The organism is Streptomyces flavotricini, assembly GCF_020639365.1.
In the GTDB taxonomy this organism is placed as follows: domain Bacteria; phylum Actinomycetota; class Actinomycetes; order Streptomycetales; family Streptomycetaceae; genus Streptomyces; species Streptomyces flavotricini.
In genome coordinates this window covers 7,018,641-7,037,855 of record NZ_JAINUL010000001.1, presented here as the reverse complement: position 1 = coordinate 7,037,855, position 19,215 = coordinate 7,018,641, and the positions used below count along the sequence as shown (strand labels likewise).

The following is a 19,215-nucleotide window of genomic DNA, read 5'->3' as shown; positions in this document are numbered from 1 at the left end:
GCGCACGTGCCGTAGGTGAGCGGACGTGAGGACCCGGTGGCCCGGCGGCCACCGGGTCCTCGCACGTGCGGCCGCGGGAGCCCTCGTAGGCTGCCGCGGTGTTCGCACAGGCTCACGCGCCGGGTGCCGAACCGCAACTTCCCCGAGGAGCGCCAGCGGCTCGCCCGGGAGTACCGGCGCGTCTCGAGGCTGGTGCTCACGGACATCGAGGCACTGCAGGAGGCCGCCCGGCACGGCTTCTGCACCTACGCCTCGCTGGTGTCCGGGGAGCAGAACGGCGTGATCAACCGGCTCGCGATCGTCTCCACGATCTTTCTGCCGCTGACCTTCGTGACGGGGTCCTTCGGCATGAACTTCGCCTACCTGGCGGACGAGCTGGAGCGCCGGGTCATCTTCTGGGTGCTCGCCGTGGGCCTCCAGGTCGTCTTCCTGGCAGGCGCGCTCTACGTGCTGCACCGCACCCGCATCCGGCGCCGGCTCCACGACGACGAGACCATCGACGACGAGCAGGCCGACCGGCCCGGCCGGTGCGGCTCGGTTCGGCTCGGTGCGGCTCGGTGCGGCTCGGTGCGGTCGGGCCCGGCAATGCGCGGCCCGGGCCGGCGCGGCTCAGGGGGCGAAGAGGTCCGCCTGGGCGGCTTCGCGGGCGGCCAGGCGCGCTCCCGTGAGGACCGCCGAGTCGCCCAGGGTCGTGGCCCGGACCTCCATCGGGACCGGGGTCAGCGTCGTCAGCCGGCGGGCCACCGCCGACGCGAGGGCGGGTCCGCCCGCGTGGCCGAGCTCCCCCGCCAGGACCAGGCATCCCGGGTCCAGGACCGCCGCGACCGCCGCCGCGCCCAGCGCCAGTCGTTCCGCCAGCGCGTCGAGGAAGGGCTCGCCCGCCGCCCCCGACACCGCCTCGTCCACCGGGCCCGTCCAGCCGTGCTCCGCCGCCAGCGCCGCCACCGCGTCCCGGCCGACGAGGGCGTGGAACCCGCCCCCGCAGTCCGTGGCCGACGGGAGCCGTCCCGTACCCGGCACGGGCAGGAAACCGATCTCGCCCGCTCCGCCGGAGGCCCCCCGCCGGAGCCGTCCGTCCAGGACCACAGCCGCGCCGACGCCCGCGCCGAGCCACAGCAGCACGAAGGAGTCCAGGTCCCGGGCCGCACCGACCCGTTGTTCGGCGAGGGCCGCCAGGTTGGTCTCGTTCTCCACCGCCACCGCGGCCGGCAGCCGCCGCTGCAGCGCCGCCACCAGGTCCCGGTGCCAGGCGGGCAGTCCGGCGGTGCTGCGCAGCTCCCCCGCCGGGGCCACCAGACCGGGGGCGCCGACCACCACCGTGTGCAGCCCGTCCGCGCCCGCCTCCCGCGCCAGGGCCTCCAGCACGTCCACCGCCTCGTCCACCGCGTCCACAGGCAGCGCGGCCTGGGCCAGCGGGCGGCCGAGCAGGTCCGCGACGACCGCCGTCGCGCTGTCCGTCCGTACGTCCAGGGCTGCCAGGTACGCCCGGCGGGCGACGATCCCGTACACCCGGGCATTGGGCCCGCGGCGCTGCTCCCCCGACTCCCCCACGACCTCGATCAGCCCGGCGCCGGTGAGCCGCTCGACGAGATCGGCGACCGAGGGGCGGGACAGACCGGTCATCGCCTTGAGCTGAGTGGCGGTCAGCGGCCCCTCCTCCTGCAGGAGTCGCAGGGCCAGGCGGTCGTTGATGGCCCGGGCCGTGCTCGGCGACGCGGGCGACGGGGCGGCGGGGGTCAGGGCCTTGGCAGGAGTCACGGCGCCCATCCTAGGTAGCTCCTCGATGCCAACTATCAGGCAGGGTCCCTGATAGTTTAATTCCATGACAGGGGAAACAGACCTCAGCCCGGCGCGCCTGCGCCATGCCCGCTTCGCCATAGCCGCCGTCTTCTGCACCCACGGGGCCGTCACGGGCTCCTTCGCCACCCGCATCCCCTGGATCCAGGACCACGCCCACCTCGGCGCGGGCACCCTGGGCCTCGCCCTCGCCTTCCCCGCCCTGGGCGCGGCGATCGCGATGCCGTTGGCCGGCCGGATCAACCACCGCTTCGGAGCCCGCCCCGCACTGCGCGGGCTGCTGGTGCTGTGGACCCTGTCCCTGATCCTGCCGAGCCTCGCCCCGAACCTGGCCACCCTGTGCTTCGCCCTGTTCGTCTACGGGGCCACGGCCGGGATGGCGGACGTGGCGATGAACGCGCTGGGCGTCGAGACCGAGAACCGGCTCGGCCGCTCGATCATGTCCTCGCTGCACGGCATGTGGAGCGTGGGCGCGCTGATCGGCTCGGCGGCCGGCACGGTCGCCGCACACGCCGGGGCCGACGCCCGGCTGCACCACCTGGTCGCCGCGCTCGCCCTGACCGCTGCCGGGCTGGTCGCCGTACGAGGGGTGCTCGACCTGCGCAGCGCCGCGGGGGCGGAGGCACCGCCGCACTTCGCGCTGCCCCCCAAGTCCGCGCTGCTGATCGGGGCGATCGGGTTCTGCGCGGTCTTCGCGGAGGGCGCGAGCATGGACTGGTCGGCGGTCTACCTGCGTGACGTACTGGACACGGACGCCGGCCTCGCGGCCGCCTGCACCACCGCGTTCGCGCTCACCATGGCCCTCGCCCGGCTCGTCGGGGACCGGGTGGTGGACCGGTTCGGCGCGGTACCCACGGTCCGGGCGAGCGGCTTGCTGGCCACCGCGGGCGGGGTGCTCGTGGTGGCGGCCGGGAATCCGGGGGTGGCGATCGCGGGCTTCGGGCTGATCGGGCTCGGCATCGCGGTGGTGGTCCCGCTGGCCTTCGCGGCCGCCGCGCGCAGCGGGCCGGCCCCGGCCCAGGCCATCGCGGGCGTCGCGACGATCACGTACACCTCGGGGCTGATCGCGCCGTCGGCGATCGGCGCGGTGGCGGACGCCACCTCGCTCGTGGTGTCCTTCGGGCTGGTCACGCTGCTCGCGTTCGCGCTGGTCGTGGGGGCGGCCGTACTGCGGCAGAAGCCGGTGGCGGCCGGGGCGGCGCCGGTGGACCGGGACGAACCAGCAGCTATCCGGCCGTAGCATTGCGAAGGCTGCCCTGCGGCCCGGATGCTTGATCAATCGGTTCGACGGAAGTGGTGGAAACATGGGCCTCGGCCTGCGCTGGACCCTGCACGGAGACGGGCGGACCCCCGCCCCCGGTGCGGTGGTACGGCCGGACGAGCGGCTGTCGTGGCCGCGGACCGCGGGGCTCGGTGCCCAGCACGTCGTGGCGATGTTCGGGGCGAGTTTCGTCGCGCCGGTCCTGATGGGCCTGGACCCGAACCTGGCGATCATGATGTCGGGTGTCGCGACGGCCATCTTCCTGCTGGCGACGCGCGGGCGGGTGCCCTCGTACCTGGGCTGCTCCCTCTCCTTCGTGGGCGTCGCCGCTGCGATCCGGGCGAGCGGCGGGGACAGCGCGGTCGTCACGGGCTCGGTGTTCGTGGTCGGGGTGGCGCTGTTCCTGGCCGGACTCGCCGTGCGGCGCTTCGGGGCGCGGGTCATCCACGCCGCGATGCCGCCGGTGGTGACGGGCGCGGTGGTGATGCTGATCGGCTTCAACCTGGCGCCGGTGACGGCCTCGACGTACTGGCCGCAGGACCAGTGGACGGCGCTGCTGACCATGCTGTTCACGGGGGCGGCCGTGGTCTGCCTGCGGGGCTTCTGGTCGCGGATCGCGATCTTCCTCGGGCTGCTCTTCGGGTACGGGATCTCCTGGATCTCCGACCTGCTCTTCGGCAAGATCCACTCGACGGTGGGCGGGGAGGCGGCCGTCGACCACTGGCGGCTCGACCTCTCGGGGGTCGGCACGGCGGACTGGATCGGTCTGCCCTCCTTCCACGCGCCGCAGTTCGAGTGGTCGGCGATCCTGATCGCCCTGCCGGTGGTGATCGCGCTGATCGCCGAGAACGCCGGGCACATCAAGGCGGTCGGCGAGATGACCGGAGACCCGCTCGACGACGAGCTCGGCACGGCGATCGCGGCGGACGGCGCCGCGTCGATGCTGTCCACGGCGGTGGGCGGTCCGCCGAACACCACGTACTCCGAGAACATCGGCGTGATGGCGGCCACCCGCGTGTACTCGACGGCGGCCTACTGGGCGGCGGCCGGCTTCGCGCTGCTCTTCGGCCTGTGCCCCAAGTTCGGCGCGGTCGTCGCCGCGATCCCCGGCGGGGTGCTGGGCGGGATCACCGTGATCCTGTACGGGATGATCGGCCTGCTCGGCGCGCAGATCTGGATCAACGGCGGGGTGGACCTGCGCAATCCGCTGAACCTGGTGCCGGCCGCGGCGGGCATCATCATCGGCATCGGCGGGGTGAAGCTGCAGCTCACGGACAGCTTCGAGCTCGGCGGCATCGCGCTCGGCACGATCGTGGTGATCACGGGCTACCACGCGCTGCGGTACTTCGCACCCGCCCACCTGAAGCGGCAGGAGCCGCTGCTCGACGCGGGCACGTCGGCGTACGACTCGGACCGCGGCGACGCGGGCGAGGGAGCCGGTGGCGGGGCCGCCCGGGACGACCGCCCCTGAGGGGGCCGGCGAACGGGCCGGGTTCGCCCGAACCGGGGAAGCACACGGCCAAGTTCCCCGGATCCGCGCTCCCTGCTGCGACGCTGCCCTCCATGGAAGCGGTACTCGCGCGGATGCGCGCCCTGGACGAGCTGCTCCCCGCACAGGACGGTGTCGCCGTCTTCAACCGGGTGTACCTGACGGTGACGGAGACGCTGCACGCGCGCATCTCCCAGGGGGAGTTCCCGGCGCCGCGGCGGGCGGAGGCGCTGAGCGTGCGGTTCGCGGAGCGGTACCTGACGGCGGTGGAGGCGGACCGGGCCCCGGCCTGCTGGCGCCCGCTGCTCCAGTACCGCCGCCACCCGGGGATCCGGCCGCTCCAGCACGCCCTGGCCGGGATCAACGCGCACATCGGGCACGACCTGGCGCTGGCGGTGGTGGCCACCTGCCGGGCCCTGGACTGCGACCCACGGGCCCTGGAGGCGGACTTCGACCGGGTCGGCGACACCCTGGTCTCCCTTGAGGAGCACATCCGGGAGGACCTGATGCCGGGCCCGGACCTGCTGGAGATCGCCGACCCGCTGACGCACCTGCTCGGCTCGTGGAGCCTGGACCGCGCCCGTGGCGCCGCCTGGTCGGCGGCCCGCCTCCTGTGGACCCTGCGCCGCTCCCCCGACCTGGCCGAGGAGTTCACGGACTCCCTGGACGCCGGAGTGGGCCTGGTGGGCCGCTGCCTCCTCACCCCGACCTCCTGAGCGGGGCATGAGAACGGGCCGCCGCCGCGCTCGTGGCGCGGGGGCGGCCCGTGGTCATGGGCGGAGGGACCGGGTGGGTCAGTCCTCCGGGAGTTCGACCGGGGCTATCTCGTCGTAGACGTCGCCCGGGCCGGGGTTGGTGGAGTCCGTGGTGCCGCCGAGGTGGTGCATGACGCCCCAGACCGCGTTCAGTGCCGTCTGGACCGCACCCTCGGCCCAGCCCGCCGTCCAGGAGATGTCGTCGCCGGCGAGGAAGATCCCGCGCTTGTCCTCGGGGAGGCGGTCCTGCATGAAGTGGGTGAACAGGCGCCGCTGGTAGCGGTAGTGGCCCGGCAGGTTGGCCTTGAACGCGCCCATGAAGTAGGGCTCGTTCTCCCAGGACACGGTCACCGGGTTGCCGATGATGTGGCGGCGGATGTCGACCTTCGGGTAGATCTCGCCGAGGGACTTCAGCATGACCTCCATCCGCTCGTTCGCGGACAGCGGCAGCCACTTCAGGCTGTCGTCGCACCAGGTGTACGAGAGGCAGATGACGGCCGGCGCGTCCGGGCCGTTGTCCAGGAGGTACGTGCCGCGGGTCATGCGGTCCGTCAGGGTCATCGACATGACGTCGCGGCCCGTCTCCTCGTCCTTGTCCAGCCAGAACGGCCGGTCGACGGGGATGAAGAGCTTGGACGACTCCATGTAGTGGGTGCGCTCGATCGCCGTCCAGTGGTCGATCGGGAACAGCGTGTCGTCGCACGCGATCTTCGACAGGAGCATCCAGGACTGCGCCGTGAAGATCGCGGCACGGTAGGTGCGGATGTCGCCGTCGGCGTCGGTGACCGTGATGCGGTTGCCGGCCGTGCGGTGCAGGCGCGTCACCGCCGGACGCGGGGTGCCGTCGTGCAGGGAGGACAGCGAGGTGCCCTGCGCCCAGTGGACGATCTTCTCGGGCTCGCGCTCCCACAGGCGCAGCGGCAGCTGCTGCGAGCCGCCGACGATGCCGCGGTGGTGGTCGTCCGCCTCGGTGTAGACGACGCGCAGGATCTCCAGGATGGAGTTCGGGAAGTCGGTGTCCCAGCCGCCCGTGCCGAAGCCGACCTGGCCGAAGATCTCGCGCTTGCGGAAGGACTGGAAGGCCTCGGACTTGCAGAGGAAGCCGTAGAAGGTCTCGTCGTCGAGCTTCTCGACGAGCTTCGCCCAGATCTCGCGGATGCGCGGGACGTCCCGCTCGCGCATCGCCTGGTTCATGTCGGAGAAGTCGGCGCCCTCGTCGAGGCAGGCGTTCCACGCGGCCGACACGTCGCGGTAGACCTGCGGGAGGTCGGCGATGGTCTCGGCGTAGTGGGTCTCGCCCTTGAGGTCCACGACCGTCGAGGGGGTGGCCTCGGCGAGCGGGTTCGGGAAGGGCTCGGTGACCAGGCCCACGAGGTCGATGTAGTGCTGGAGCGCCGTGGAGGACGGCGGGAAGCGCATGGCGCCCATCTCCGCGGTCAGGCCCTCGGTGCCTGCGCCCTCGAAGCCGACGGTGCGCAGGCGGCCGCCGATCTGGTCCGCCTCGTAGACGACGGGCTTGAGGCCCATCTTCATCAGCTCGTAGGCGGAGATGATGCCGGAGAGCCCGCCGCCGATGACGGCGACCTCGGTCCCGAACTCGGTCGCCGGGATCTGGCCCAGGCCCGCGGGGTGGGCGAGGAAGTCGTCGTACGCGTACGGGAAGTCCGGGCCGAACATGGTGATCGGCGGCTGTCCGTCGCTGTGCGGGACGGCGGTGGTGGGCACCGTGGACGTCATGGGGTACGGCTCCTTGCGGGGGTGGGGCAGGGGGGAGGGCGCTGGCGGGGCTCAGACGAGGGAGTCGTAGAGCCCGGGGCGGCGGTCGCGCAGGTACGGATTGGTCTCGCGCGACGCGCGCAGCAGCTCGGGATCGGCCTCGCCGATCACCAGCTCCTCGCCGCGCCCGGCCCGGGTGCGGGTCACCCCGTCGGGGCTCGCCAGGCAGCTGAGTCCGACGAACTCGAACTCGCCTTCCGGACCGGTGCGGTTGACGTACGCGATGTACATCTGGTTCTCGAAGGCCCGTACGGGGACGAGCTGTTCTGCGACGAACTGGAACGGGTGCATCTGCGCGGTCGGCACCAGGAGGAGGTCGGTGCCGGCCAGGGCGTGGGCGCGGACGTTCTCGGGGAACTCCACGTCGTAGCAGATCATGATGCCGATGCGGAGGCCGTTCAGGTCCGCCTGGACGACGGGGGTGTCGCCGGGGGTGAAGGCGTCCTGCTCGAAGCAGCCGAAGAGGTGGGTCTTGCGGTAGTTCGCGAGCCGGACCCCGTCGGGGCCGATGAGCTGGGCCGCGTTGTACACGGTGTCCCCGTCGCGCTCCGGGTAGCCGTACAGGACGGCGACGCCGTGGCGGCGGGCGATCTCGCCGATGGCGCGGGCCGACATGCCGTCGGCGGCCTCGGCGAGGTCGGCGACCTCCCGGACCTCCAGCGCGTAGCCGGTCAGGAACATCTCCGAGGTCACGAGGAGCCCGGCACCCGCCTGTGCGGCGCGCTGCGCGGCCTCGTCGAGCGCCTTCAGGTTCTCGGCGGTGTCGCCGAGCCGTCCGGAGCTCTGGAGGAGGGCGGTGCGCAGCGGGGGCATGGGCGTACCTCTGTGGCAGGAGGGGAGTGGGTCCTATTGAAGGTACGTTCACCCGTTCGACGCCGACAAGCCATGACTGTTGCGCTCCGCGCATCGATTCGTTGCGTGTTTTCGGGAGCAGTCGGCGATTCGTTGCGCGGGACCTGTGGGTTCCCCTCCCGCCGGGGGCTATGTGTCGGCACGGAAGGCCGGGTGGGCGCGCAGTCGCCACAGGTCGTCGAGGATATCGTCCGTGTCGTTGCCGATGACGCGGCCGCTCCAGGTGTCGCACAGGGCGGGGACGGCCAGCGCGCCGTCGTAGTGGTGTCCGACGGCCTCGTAGGCCCGGCGCAGTGCGGCGTACGAGGCGGGCGTGCCGAGCACGGTGGTGGCGACGGAGTCCTCCAGGCCCAGCCGGGCGAGGGCGGCCGCGACGCGCAGGGAGCTCGGACAGTCGGCGGCGAGGTAGAGGCGGTAGCGGTTCGGCACGGGCGAGAAGCCGGCGCCGATGCGGCCGCGCAGGACGAGGGCCGGACCGGTTCGGGGCAGGACCATGGGCAGCATGACTCTCCTGGGGACGGCGCGGGGCGTGGCGGACCTCCCGGCGGCGCGGGGCGGGCCGGGTTCACGGAGTCGGCGCGGGGATGCGTACGCGGCGCGGGGACCCGGGGAACCACGGTCGCCCTGCGACCGGGGCGGGACCGCCGGGGAGGCCTCGCGCGGCGTACGGGAGGAGGCTCAGGCGCTCGCGCGGAAGGCGCTGCGCACGCGCAGCAGGTCGATGTGCAGGCGCCGGGTCAGCCACCAGCCACGGAGGATCCGCGCCCGTGCGCGCACCGTCCTGGCCATGTCCACCGACTCCGTCCCGCCCTTGGGGCATAAACCCGCCCGCGACGGACGCTGACTCTCGTGACCGTCGTCACCAGCAGTCTCGTGGCGGTGCGCGGGGCCGTCAAGAAGGTGGGGGACGGCCCCGTGGCCGTTCCCGAGGGAAGGAGTTCCCGACCCCATGGCGCCCGACACCGAAACGGCAACGCCCGTGCACGTCCTCGACAATCCGGTCTGGGCCGCGCTGACCGGCCCGAGCAGCGCCTTCGCCGAGACCGGGCCCGGGGGGCTCGCGGCCCGGTACGTCGCCGACACCTCGCCGTTCGTCGCGCTCGCGGATCCCGAGGACCCGGCGGCCTGGGCGGACCTGGCCGCGCTGGCCGGCCCGGGCACGACGGTCTGGATCACCGGCCTGCCGACCCCGCCCGCGGGGTGGACGACGGAGGACTCGATACCGGGCGTCCAGCTGGACGGCGGGGCGGTACGGGCCGAGGCCGCGCCCGGGGCGGTCCGGCTGGGGCCGGCCGACGTACCGGAGATGCTGGAGCTGGTCGGCCTCACGAAGCCGGGGCCCTTCGCCCGGCGCACCGTCGAGCTGGGCACGTACCTCGGGATCCGGCACGAGGGCCGGCTCGTCGCGATGGCGGGGGAACGGATGCGCCCGCCCGGCTGGTCGGAGATCAGCGCGGTGTGCACGCACCCCGACCACCGGGGCAAGGGACTCGCGGGCCGGCTGATCAGGGCGGTGGCCGCCGACATCCGCGAGCGCGGCGAGCGCCCGTTCCTGCACGCGGCGGCCGGCAACACGGGGGCCGTCGCCCTCTACGAGTCGATGGGCTTCACGCTGCGCCGCCGCCCGCTCTTCATGGGCGTCCGCACCCCGGACGGGGCTGCCTGACGCGCGACCTCGCAGAGCGGCGCACCGGGAGGGGAGAAGGGGCACGGGGGGGCGGGCACGGGGCCGGAGGCAGGGCCGGCAGGTTTCGCGTGGCGCTCAGCGGTCACACGCGGGGAATCCCATGCACACGAAAGGAACCGAGAGGACCCGCCATGAACGACGTCTCACGCCTGCCCGGCTCGGCCCACCACCACTGGCAGTGGCAGCTGCGGGCCGCCTGCCGGAATCTGGGGCCGGGCCGCTTCTACCACCCGGCCGGTGAGCGGGGCGAGGAGCGCGAGGACCGCGACGAGGCCGCGAAGCGGGTCTGCGCGGTCTGCCCGGTGCGTGCCGCGTGCCTGGAGCACGCGCTGCGGACCCGCGAGCCGTTCGGGGTCTGGGGCGGGCTGACGGAGGAGGAGCGCCGGGCCCTGCCGGGGCAGACCGGCCGCCGTACCGTTGCGGCCCACGCGGGCGCGGGGCACCGCTGAACGCCACCCGCGGGACCCCGGACGCGGCTGCGCCCCGGCATGCGGAATGCCGGGGCGCAGCGGTGTTCGAGGGGGTGGCGGTCAGGCCGGTGCGCCCGAGGTGAAGCGGCGCAGCAGCGGGGAGAGGACCAGGACGGACTTGGTGCGCTCCACGAACGGCTCGCCCGCGATGCGCTCCAGCACCCGCTCGAAGTGCCGCATGTCGGAGGCGAAGACCTGGACGACGGCGTCGGCGTCGCCGGTGACGGTCGACGCGGACACCACCTCCGGGTACCGCTCCAGCCCCCGCCGGATGTCGTCCGGCGAGGTGTTGTGGCGGCAGTAGATCTCTATGAAGCCCTCGGTCTCCCAGCCCATGGCGGCGGGGTCGACGCGGACGGTGAAGCCGGTGATGGCCCCCTCGGCCCGCAGCCGGTCCACGCGACGCTTCACGGCCGGGGCCGAGAGCCCGACCTCGGAGCCGATGTCGGCGTAGGAGCGGCGGGCGTCCTCGGCGAGGGCGTGCACGATGCGTTCGTCGAGATCGTTCAGTCGCACTGCGGGTGGATCACTTTTCTGCTGTGGCCACTTCTGCCGTGGCCAGTCGGGAGCGGCGAATGCCGTACAGGAAGTAGACCACGAGGCCGACGGCCATCCAGACACCGAACGCGATCCACGTGGCCGTCGGCAGGCTGTACATCATGTAGCCGCAGGCGAGGAAGCCGAGGATCGGCGTGACCGGGAAGAGCGCCACCTTGAAGGTGCGCGGCATGTCGGGCTTGGTGCGGCGCAGGATCACCACGGCGACGTTGACGAGGGCGAAGGCGAAGAGGGTGCCGATGCTGGTCGCGTTGGCCAGCTCACCCAGGGGGATGAACGCCGCGAGCGCGCCGCAGAAGAGGGAGACGATCACCACGTTGGCGCGGGGGGCGCCGGTCTTCTCGTCGACCTTGGCGAAGACCTTGGGGACGAGGCCGTCGCGGGACATCGCGAAGAGGATGCGGGTCTGGCCGTAGAGGACGGCGAAGACGACGGAGGCGATGGCGACGACGGCGCCGGCGGCGAGGACGACGCCCCAGAAGCTGTCACCGGTGACGTTGGTCATGATCTGGGCCAGCGCGGCCTCGGTGCCCTCGAAGTCCTTCCAGGGCAGTGCGCCGACGGCGACGAAGGCGACGAGGCAGTACAGGACGGTGACGATGCCCAGCGAGAGCATGATCGCGCGGGGCAGGTCCTTCTTCGGGTTCTTGGCTTCCTCACCGGCGGTGGAGGCGGCGTCGAAGCCGATGTACGAGAAGAAGAGCGTGGAGGCGGCGGCGCTGATGCCGGTGATGCCGAGCGGGGCCAGCGGGGCGTAGTTGCCGGACTTGATGCCCATGACGCCGATGCCGATGAAGAGCACCAGGGTGACGATCTTCACCGCGACCATGATCGTGTTGATCCGGGCGCTCTCCTTGGCGCCGCGCATCAGGAAGACCATGGCGAGCAGGACGACGACCAGCGACGGCAGGTTGATGAAGCCGCCCTCGCCCAGCGGCGCGGACACGGCGTCGGGGATCGTGACGCCTATGGTCCCGTCGAGCAGCTCGTTGAGGTACTGGCCCCAGCCGACGGCGACCGCCGCGACGGACACGGCGTACTCCAGGACCAGGCACCAGCCGCAGACCCAGGCGATGAACTCGCCCATGGTCGCGTACGAGTACGAGTACGAGGAGCCGGAGACCGGCACCGATCCGGCCAGCTCCGCGTAGGAGAGCGCCGAGAAGAGGGCGGTCAGGCCCGCGATGACGAAGGAGATCGTGACGGCGGGACCGGCCTTGGGAGCCGCCTCGCCGAGGACCACGAAGATGCCGGTGCCCAGGGTGGCGCCGATGCTGATCATGGTCAGCTGCCACATGGTGAGCGAGCGGCGCAGGTTGCCGCCCTCGCCCTGGCCGCCCTCGGCGACCATCTGCTCGACCGGCTTGCGGCGCAGCAGAGGGTTCACAGGCTTGCGGGGCTCGGAGGTGAGCGGTGGCGCCTGGCCGGTTTCGAGCACGAGGGACTCCTTTGACACTGCGGATGGGGACTGTGGCATCGACCGCAGCGGTCCGGGGCAGGACACAGACAAGGAAGCCTGGGCATGGGGGACCGCCGAGCAGGCGGTCCGCGCCACTCCACGTACAGCGAGTGAGCCTACGAGCTGAGTGATACCGCCCGTAATGCACCATCCTTGCACATTGCCGCACGATCGTTGCGCGGATCTGTCCTGGATGGTCCTTTGTTGCGCACGGATGATCGATCAGTGCGTACGCCCCCTTTGTCTCCTTCGTTGACTCCTCATCAGAACTGCCGGAGCATGCCCGCCGGGACCGACGACCGGAGGCGCGCCGTGAACGCCGAGAACGCCGAGAACGCGAAGAACACCGAGAGGACCGAGAGCACCGAGAGGACCGAGAGCACCCACGCGCACTGGCTGGATCCGGGGCCCTTCCTGCGCGGGGTCGCCTGGCTGGACGGGGGGCGCCCGGTCCGGGCCGACCCGCAGGACGGCATGCGGCTGCCGTGGGACACCGGGGAGCGGGCCACCCTGCCGATAGGGGTGCGCCTGGAGTTCACGGCGCACGCGGCGCACGCCGTGGAGATCCGCTACCGGGCGACCGTGCCCGGCCCCACCGACGCGCTGCGCGACCTCGCGCACGGCTTCGCGCTGTGGGACCGGCACGGGGTGGTCCGCGAGGTCTGGACCGAGCCGGCCGCGGAGGCCGTCGTACGGATCGAACTGGGCGGCGGGAGCGGACCGTTCACCCTGCACCCGCCGGAGGGGCAGTCCCCGCTGATCCTCGGCCTGCGCGGGATCGGCGGCGCCGTCACCCCGGCTCCGGCCGGCCCGCGCTGGGTGGTGCACGGCGACTCGATCACCGAGGGCTGGTGGGCGACCCGGCCCGCCCACGGCTGGCCCGCGGTCGCCGGGCGGGCGCTGGGCTGGGACACGGTCAACCTCGGGTACGCGGGCGCCGCCCGCGGGGAACTCGCCACCGCCGAGCAGATCGCCGCTCTGCCCGCCGATGTCCTCACCCTCGCGTTCGGCACCAACTGCTGGTCCCGCGTGCCCTTTTCGGCGCCGCTGCTGTACGAGACCACCCGCGCCTTCCTCGAGCTGGTCCGGCAGGGGCATCCACGGACCCCGCTGCTGCTGGTCTCCCCCGTACTGCGGCCCGACGCCGAGCGCACCCCGAACCGGCTCGGCGCCACCCTGGGCGCCCTGCGCGACGCGATGGAGCGGGCGGCCCGCGAGCGGATCGCCGCCGGGGACGACCGCCTCGCCCTGCTTCCGGGCCGTGACCTGCTGGGTCCGGAGCACCTGGCGGACGGTCTGCACCCCAACGACTCCGGACACCAAGTCCTCGGCCTCGCTGTGGTCACGGCTCTGCGGCGCTCCGCGTTCGGTCCGGGGTGAGTGAAACAGACCACAGGAATCCGCTTGAACGGATCGACCCCGACAGGGCGTGTCCTGAGCACAGTTGCCGACGCACCGGAGACGGGCGGCGGACACGGAGACACCACACGTGGGAGAGATCAAGATGGGCATCAAGCGCGGAACCACCCTGGCCGCCGTCGCAGTCGTCGTCGCCCTGACGGCCACCGCCTGCGGCGGGGACGACACGGCGGGCAACGCGAAGCCGGCCGGGGCCGCGGCCCAGGCTCCCGCCGCCGCTTCCGGCGCCGGCGCCTACGGCTCCGACTACGGTTCCGACTCCGGCGCGGGAGCCGCCGCCGGCGCGGACGCCAAGGGTGCCGGACAGCTGGCCATCGCCCAGAACGAGCAGATCGGCGCCCTCCTCACCGACAGCGCCGGCTTCACCCTCTACCGCTTCGACAAGGACACGGCCAAGCCGCCGAAGTCCAACTGCGACGGGGACTGCGCGAAGGCCTGGCCCGCCGTACAGGCCGGCGACGCCACCGCAGCCGCGGGCATGGACGCGGCGCTGCTGGGCGAGGTCGTGCGCACCGACGGCAGCAAGCAGCTGACGGTGGCCGGCTGGCCGGTGTACCGGTACAGCAAGGACACCAAGGCGGGCGAGACCAACGGGCAGGGCGTCGGCGGCACCTGGTTCGCCCTGGCCCCCGACGGCAAGAAGGCCGCGAAGGCCGCGGCACCGGCCGCGCCGGCCGGAGCGGGCGAGGCCGCGGGCGCACTGACCGTGGCCAAGGACCCCAAGCTCGGCGAGCACATCGTCGACGGCAACGGGATGACGGTCTACCGCTTCAAGAAGGACACCGCCTGGCCGATGGCCTCCAACTGCACCGGCGACTGCGTGGCGAAGTGGCCCGTGGTGCCCCCGGTGGACAAGGCCAACGCCAAGGGCATCGTGGAGAAGGGCTACTCGGTCCTGGACCGCCCCGACGGCAAGAAGCAGCAGGCCATCGACTGCTGGCCCGTCTACACCTTCACGGGTGACAAGAAGGCCGGCGACATCAACGGCCAGGGCGTCGGCGGCACGTGGTACGCGGTGTCCCCCGACGGCAAGCTGATCACCACCTCCTGATCACCGGCCCCTGACCGCTCCCCCCATCCCCTCCCCCACATCCGGAACCGCGCGGCCCCCTGCCCACTCCCCCCGGCAGGCGGGCCGCGCACCCGTTCCGCCGTGGCGCGCTCGTCCCTACACTCCACCGCATGCTGCGCGTACTGGCCGTCGACGACGAGAAGCCGCTCCTCGAGGAGCTCCTCTACCTCCTGCGCTCCGACCCACGGGTGCTCAGCGCCGAGGGCGCCTCGGACGCCACGCAGGCCCTGCGGCGGATCACCAGGGCCCTGGAGACCGGCCCCGAGGGGCCCGACGGCATCGACGTGGTCTTCCTCGACATCCACATGGCCGGACTGACCGGCCTGGACATCGCCCGGCTGCTGGCCGGGTTCGCGCGGCCGCCGCTGATCGTGTTCGTCACCGCCCACGAGGGCTTCGCCGTCCAGGCCTTCGACCTCAAGGCCGTGGACTACGTGCTCAAGCCCGTACGCCCGGAGCGGCTGGCCGAGGCCGTCCGCCGGGCCTGCGCCCAGCTGGGCCGGACCGCCGCCGCGCAGCCCCCCGAGTCCGCGGGGCCCCCGACCGCTCCGGTCGCCCCGGCCGGTCCGGGCGTCCCGCCGCAGCGCCGCCCCGCCCCCGAGGTCACCATCGCCGACCGCACCGCGGACCAGATCGCCGTCGAGCTGGGCGGCGTCACCCGGTTCGTGGCGATCGCCGACATCGCGTACGTCGAGGCCCAGGGCGACTACGCCCGCCTGCACACCGACGAGGGCAGCCACCTGGTCCGCATCCCGCTCTCCACGCTGGAGGAGCGCTGGGCGGCCCGCGGGTTCGTCCGCATCCACCGCCGCCACCTGGTGGCCCTCGGCCGGATCGACGAGCTCCGGCTGGACGCGGGCACCACCAGCGTCCGCGTCGGATCCGCCGAGCTCCAGGTCAGCCGCCGCCACTCCCGCCAGCTACGGGACCTGCTGATGCGCCAGGCGACCGGCTGAGGACTGTCCTGCCGATCGGGCCGGGCTCGCGGGGTGCGGCCCGATCGGCACGACACCCCCTGGCGGACCGCCGACCGTCCGGCGTGCGCGGGCGCCGTTCGTCGCACCGAACGGGACGTACGGCGCCCCACCCCTGCCGTCGGTCGCACCGCGGCCCCCGCCGCCCGCGGCCGGCCGGCCCCGGACCTATGGTGGAGCCCGCCGGGAACGAGCTGGGGGGTGCGCATGGCCGAGATCCAGGCGCTGCTCGACGCGCTGGCCGTACTGCCCCGGACCCCGCCCGCCGGCCCCGCCGAGGCCGAACTGCTGCTCGCCCGCCTGCGCAGCGCCGCCGCCCGCTGGGCCGACGTCCTGTACGAGGCCAACGAGGGCGTCCGCCGGCAGCTCCCGCCCCGCGCCGAGGCCGCCCTGACCCTGGCCTTCCGCCGCGCCGAAGACTCGTACGTGGAACTGGAGATCGCCCTGCGCGACTGCGCCGAACACCGCGATCCCGCGCACTGACACCCCCTTTTCGGCCGGTGGAAGGGGTGGGGATCGGCCCGGTTCGCGTCTGTTGCGGGCTCCGCGGCCCTGCGTAGACTCCGGTACCCCCTCCCCCGGGCGATGAGGACCGAGCCTTGAACCAGACGTACGCGCTGACCGCGGTCACCGTCGTCGTCCTGGTCACGGTGCTCGTCGGCGCGCTGGGGCTGCGGATATCGCGGACCACCTCCGACTTCTACGTCGCCTCGCGGACGGTGGGGCCCCGGCTCAACGCGGCGGCGATCAGCGGGGAGTACCTCTCCGCTGCCTCCTTCCTCGGGGTGGCCGGGCTGGTGCTCCTGCAGGGGCCCGAGATGCTCTGGTACCCGGTCGGGTACACCGCCGGGTACCTGGTGCTGCTGGCGCTGGTGGCGGCCCCGCTGCGCCGCTCGGGGGCGTACACGCTGCCCGACTTCGCCGAGGCCCGGCTGGAGTCGCAGACGGTGCGCCGGGTCGCGGTGCTGTTCGTGGTCGGGGTGGGCTGGCTGTACCTGCTGCCGCAGCTCCAGGGCGCCGGACTGACCCTGGAGATCCTGACCGGTGCCCCGCACTGGGTGGGCGGGGTGGTCGTCGCGTTCGTGGTGACCGCGGCCGTCGCGGCCGGCGGGATGCGGAGCATCACCTTCGTGCAGGCCTTCCAGTACTGGCTCAAGCTCACCGCGCTGCTGGTGCCCGCCTTCTTCCTGCTCGCCGCATGGGCCGGGGACGGGGCGCCGCGCGCCTCCTTCGACGCGCCGGCGGTCTTCCGAGAGCACACCGTCGTCACGCTCGCCGAGGACGTGCGGCTGACCCTGGACGCGCCGCTCTCGCTGAAGGTCACCGGGCGGGTGGACGGGCGCGGCCACACGGCCGCCCCGCTGACGCTGGAGCCCGGGCAGCACTCCGTACGGGCCGGGGCGCGGCTGGAGTTCGCCCCGGACACCCCGGTTCCGCAGACCCGTGCGACGTCCGGGCGCAACACTCCCCGCTGGTCCCGGCCGATGGACGGGGGGCGGCCCGCGCTCGGCCTGTACGCGACGTACGGGCTGGTGCTGGCGACCTTCCTCGGCACGATGGGCCTGCCCCACGTGGCGGTGCGCTTCTACACGAGCCCGAACGGCCGCGACGCGCGCCGCACCACGCTGGTGGTGCTCGGGATGCTCGGCTTCTTCTACCTGCTGCCGCCGGTGTACGGGGTGCTCGGCCGGACCTACGCCCCGGAACTCGCCCTGACCGGGGACGCGGACGCGGCGGTGCTGGTGCTGCCGGAGCGGATGGTGGGCGGGGTGCTCGGCGATCTGCTGGGGGCACTGGTGGCCGGGGGCGCGTTCGCGGCGTTCCTGTCCACGGCTTCGGGGCTGACCATGGCGGTGGCCGGGGTGCTGCACCAGGACGTCCTGGCGACGCGCGGGGTGCGGACGTTCCGGATCGCGGTGCTGATGGCGATGCTGGTGCCGCTGGGCGGGAGCGTGCTGCTGACGGACGTGCCGGTGGCGGACGCCGTGGGGCTGGCCTTCGCGGTGTCGGCCTCGTCCTTCTGCCCGCTGCTGGTGCTGGGCATCTGGTGGCGCGGGCTGACCCCGCCGGGTGCGGTGGCCGGGCTGGTCACCGGGGGCGGGGCGGCGCTGGGAGCGGTGGTGGCGACCCGGGCGGGGCTGCCCCCGGCGGGATGGGTGCACACGCTGATGGCATGGCCGGCGGCGTGGTCGGTGCCGCTGGGGTTCCTGACGATGGTGCTCGTATCGCTGGCCACCCGGTCGCGGATCCCGGCGGGGACGGCGGCGACGCTGGCCCGGCTGCACCTGCCGGAGAGCGTGACGGGGGCGGGGGCGGATCCCGCTGCGGGTGCCCCGTCCGCGGCCGGCCCCGGTCCCGGCGCCCGCGCGGGCGGTGCTCCGTGACCGGAGCGGTGCTCGCGGCCCTGGCCGTGGCCGGCGCGGTGCTCCTGCTGGGCCTCGGCTGGGCCGGCGGCCGCCTGCACGCACGGCGCGGCGACCGGGCCGGCGGCCTGGACCTCGGCACGCCGGTGGAGCGGGCCACCTTCCACACCCTGCACACCGCCTCGCTGGCCGCTCCCCCGCTGCGCGCCGGGCTCACCGAGGACGCCGCCCGCAAGGCCGCGAAGCGGCTGCGCTCGCTGCTGGGCACGGAGGCCCTGTGCCTCACCGACCGGCGGTCCGTGCTGGCCTGGGACGGACCGGGCGCCGACCACCACGAGCGGCGGGCGATGGCCCGGGTCGCCGTCATGCTGGACTCCGGCCGCAGCATGAGCGTGCGGACCGAGTGCACCCGCCCCGACTGCCCGCTGAAATGGGCGGTGTTCGCCCCGCTCACCGGCGAGGACGGGGTGCTCGGTGCGCTCGTGGCCTACGGTTCGCGCGAGTCGGCGGTGCTCGTGCGGGCCGCGACGGAGGTGGCCCGCTGGGTCTCCGTCCAGCTGGAGCTCTCCGAGCTGGACCGCTCGCGCACCCGCCTGATGGAGGCGGAGATCAAGGCGCTGCGCGCACAGATCTCCCCGCACTTCATCTTCAACTCCCTGGCGGCGATCGCCTCGTTCGTCCGTACCGATCCCGAGCGGGCCCGGGACCTGCTGCTGGAGTTCGCCGACTTCACGCGCTACTCCTTCCGGCGGCACGGCGAGTTCACCACGCTCGCCGAGGAGCTGCGCTCCATCGAGCAGTACCTGGCCCTGGCCGGGGCCAGGTTCGGGGACCGGCTGAAGGTGACCCTCCAGGTGGCGCCCGAGGTGCTGCCGGTGGCGCTGCCGTTCCTGTGCCTGCAGCCGCTGGTGGAGAACGCCGTCAAGCACGGGCTGGAGGACTCCACCGAGGAGTGTCTGATCACCATCGCCGCCCGGGACGCGGGCGCGGAGGCCCTGATCACCATCGAGGACAACGGGGTCGGCATGGACCCGGCCGTGCTGCGGCGGATCCTGGCCGGGGAGCACGGCGGCTCCTCGTCGGGCATCGGGCTGACGAACGTGGACGAGCGGATCCGGCAGGTGTACGGGGACGCGTACGGCCCGGTGATCGAGACGGGGGTCGGCGCGGGCATGAAGATCTCCCTGCGGATACCCAAGTACCGTGCGGGGGTGCACAGTTCGGGGCCGGGACAGCATCCGCCCCGCTACTGACCGGGCCCGCGGCGCGTGCCATCCTGGCAG

At 73.4% G+C, this 19,215-nt stretch carries 17 protein-coding genes and 1 pseudogene; 12 read left to right on the top strand and 6 right to left on the bottom strand.

Annotation, left to right across the window (positions count from 1 at the left end; all coding sequences use genetic code 11):
* Positions 1-15: 15 nt before the first annotated feature.
* Positions 16-399: pseudogene (locus K7B10_RS32165) on the top strand (CorA family divalent cation transporter); the annotation flags it as partial.
* 210 nt (positions 400-609) lie between these two features.
* Here K7B10_RS32165 and K7B10_RS32160 read toward each other — a convergent pair.
* On the bottom strand, positions 610-1,767 hold the full coding sequence (locus K7B10_RS32160; protein WP_229341770.1) for an ROK family transcriptional regulator: 1,158 nt from the start codon (positions 1,765-1,767) through the stop codon (positions 610-612).
* Positions 1,768-1,822: 55 nt separating this feature from the next.
* Here K7B10_RS32160 and K7B10_RS32155 point away from each other — a divergent pair, with 55 nt between their 5' ends.
* The 3 genes from K7B10_RS32155 (at position 1,823) to K7B10_RS32145 (ending at position 5,263) form a co-directional block, all read left to right on the top strand.
* Positions 1,823-3,037, top strand: coding sequence for an MFS transporter (locus K7B10_RS32155; protein WP_229341768.1), 1,215 nt, complete (start codon positions 1,823-1,825; stop codon positions 3,035-3,037).
* A gap of 64 nt (positions 3,038-3,101) precedes the next feature.
* A complete protein-coding gene (locus K7B10_RS32150) occupies positions 3,102-4,529 on the top strand; it encodes a uracil-xanthine permease family protein (RefSeq protein ID WP_229341766.1) in 1,428 nt (475 codons plus the stop codon).
* 92 nt (positions 4,530-4,621) lie between these two features.
* Positions 4,622-5,263, top strand: a complete 642-nt coding sequence (locus K7B10_RS32145; RefSeq protein WP_229341764.1) for a DUF5995 family protein — start codon at positions 4,622-4,624, stop codon at positions 5,261-5,263.
* Between the two features lie 78 nt (positions 5,264-5,341).
* Here K7B10_RS32145 and K7B10_RS32140 read toward each other — a convergent pair whose 3' ends face one another.
* From K7B10_RS32140 to K7B10_RS32130, 3 genes are all read right to left on the bottom strand, one after another.
* A complete protein-coding gene (locus K7B10_RS32140) occupies positions 5,342-7,039 on the bottom strand; it encodes a flavin monoamine oxidase family protein (RefSeq protein WP_229341755.1) in 1,698 nt (565 codons plus the stop codon).
* A gap of 51 nt (positions 7,040-7,090) precedes the next feature.
* Entirely contained in the window at positions 7,091-7,891 is an 801-nt protein-coding gene (locus K7B10_RS32135) for a carbon-nitrogen hydrolase family protein (RefSeq protein ID WP_229341753.1), read from the bottom strand.
* 168 nt (positions 7,892-8,059) lie between these two features.
* Complete coding sequence (locus K7B10_RS32130) at positions 8,060-8,434, bottom strand: glutathione S-transferase family protein (RefSeq protein ID WP_229341745.1); 375 nt, start codon at positions 8,432-8,434, stop codon at positions 8,060-8,062.
* A gap of 445 nt (positions 8,435-8,879) precedes the next feature.
* Between K7B10_RS32130 and K7B10_RS32125 the strand changes: the two genes are divergently transcribed.
* Together K7B10_RS32125 and K7B10_RS32120 are read left to right on the top strand one after the other, a co-directional pair.
* Entirely contained in the window at positions 8,880-9,596 is a 717-nt protein-coding gene (locus tag K7B10_RS32125) for a GNAT family N-acetyltransferase (protein ID WP_229341743.1), read from the top strand.
* Between the two features lie 152 nt (positions 9,597-9,748).
* Positions 9,749-10,066: a WhiB family transcriptional regulator gene (locus K7B10_RS32120; RefSeq protein WP_229341728.1), complete on the top strand. Its 318-nt coding sequence runs from the start codon at positions 9,749-9,751 to the stop codon at positions 10,064-10,066.
* Positions 10,067-10,147: 81 nt separating this feature from the next.
* Here the strand turns inward: K7B10_RS32120 and K7B10_RS32115 are convergent, their stop codons facing one another.
* Positions 10,148-10,603 carry an Lrp/AsnC family transcriptional regulator gene (locus K7B10_RS32115; RefSeq protein WP_030871775.1) on the bottom strand — a complete coding sequence of 152 codons (456 nt, stop codon included), beginning with the start codon at positions 10,601-10,603 and terminating at the stop codon, positions 10,148-10,150.
* A gap of 10 nt (positions 10,604-10,613) precedes the next feature.
* A complete protein-coding gene (locus tag K7B10_RS32110) occupies positions 10,614-12,083 on the bottom strand; it encodes an amino acid transporter (protein ID WP_229341726.1) in 1,470 nt (489 codons plus the stop codon).
* A 417-nt stretch (positions 12,084-12,500) separates the two neighbouring features.
* On the opposite strand from K7B10_RS32110, the gene K7B10_RS32105 reads away from it, so the two are divergent.
* The 6 genes from K7B10_RS32105 (at position 12,501) to K7B10_RS32080 (ending at position 19,185) form a co-directional block, all read left to right on the top strand.
* A complete protein-coding gene (locus tag K7B10_RS32105; RefSeq protein ID WP_229345565.1) occupies positions 12,501-13,484 on the top strand; it encodes a GDSL-type esterase/lipase family protein in 984 nt (327 codons plus the stop codon).
* A gap of 124 nt (positions 13,485-13,608) precedes the next feature.
* Complete coding sequence (locus K7B10_RS32100; protein ID WP_229345563.1) at positions 13,609-14,574, top strand: SCO0930 family lipoprotein; 966 nt, start codon at positions 13,609-13,611, stop codon at positions 14,572-14,574.
* Between the two features lie 131 nt (positions 14,575-14,705).
* Complete coding sequence (locus K7B10_RS32095; protein WP_229341724.1) at positions 14,706-15,551, top strand: LytR/AlgR family response regulator transcription factor; 846 nt, start codon at positions 14,706-14,708, stop codon at positions 15,549-15,551.
* A 225-nt stretch (positions 15,552-15,776) separates the two neighbouring features.
* Positions 15,777-16,052, top strand: a complete 276-nt coding sequence (locus tag K7B10_RS32090) for a hypothetical protein (RefSeq protein ID WP_229341723.1) — start codon at positions 15,777-15,779, stop codon at positions 16,050-16,052.
* A gap of 116 nt (positions 16,053-16,168) precedes the next feature.
* Entirely contained in the window at positions 16,169-17,953 is a 1,785-nt protein-coding gene (locus tag K7B10_RS32085; RefSeq protein WP_229341721.1) for a sodium/solute symporter, read from the top strand.
* Positions 17,950-19,185, top strand: a complete 1,236-nt coding sequence (locus tag K7B10_RS32080; protein ID WP_229341719.1) for a histidine kinase — start codon at positions 17,950-17,952, stop codon at positions 19,183-19,185. The genes K7B10_RS32085 and K7B10_RS32080 overlap by 4 nt, the downstream gene beginning before the upstream one ends.
* Positions 19,186-19,215 lie beyond the last annotated feature (30 nt).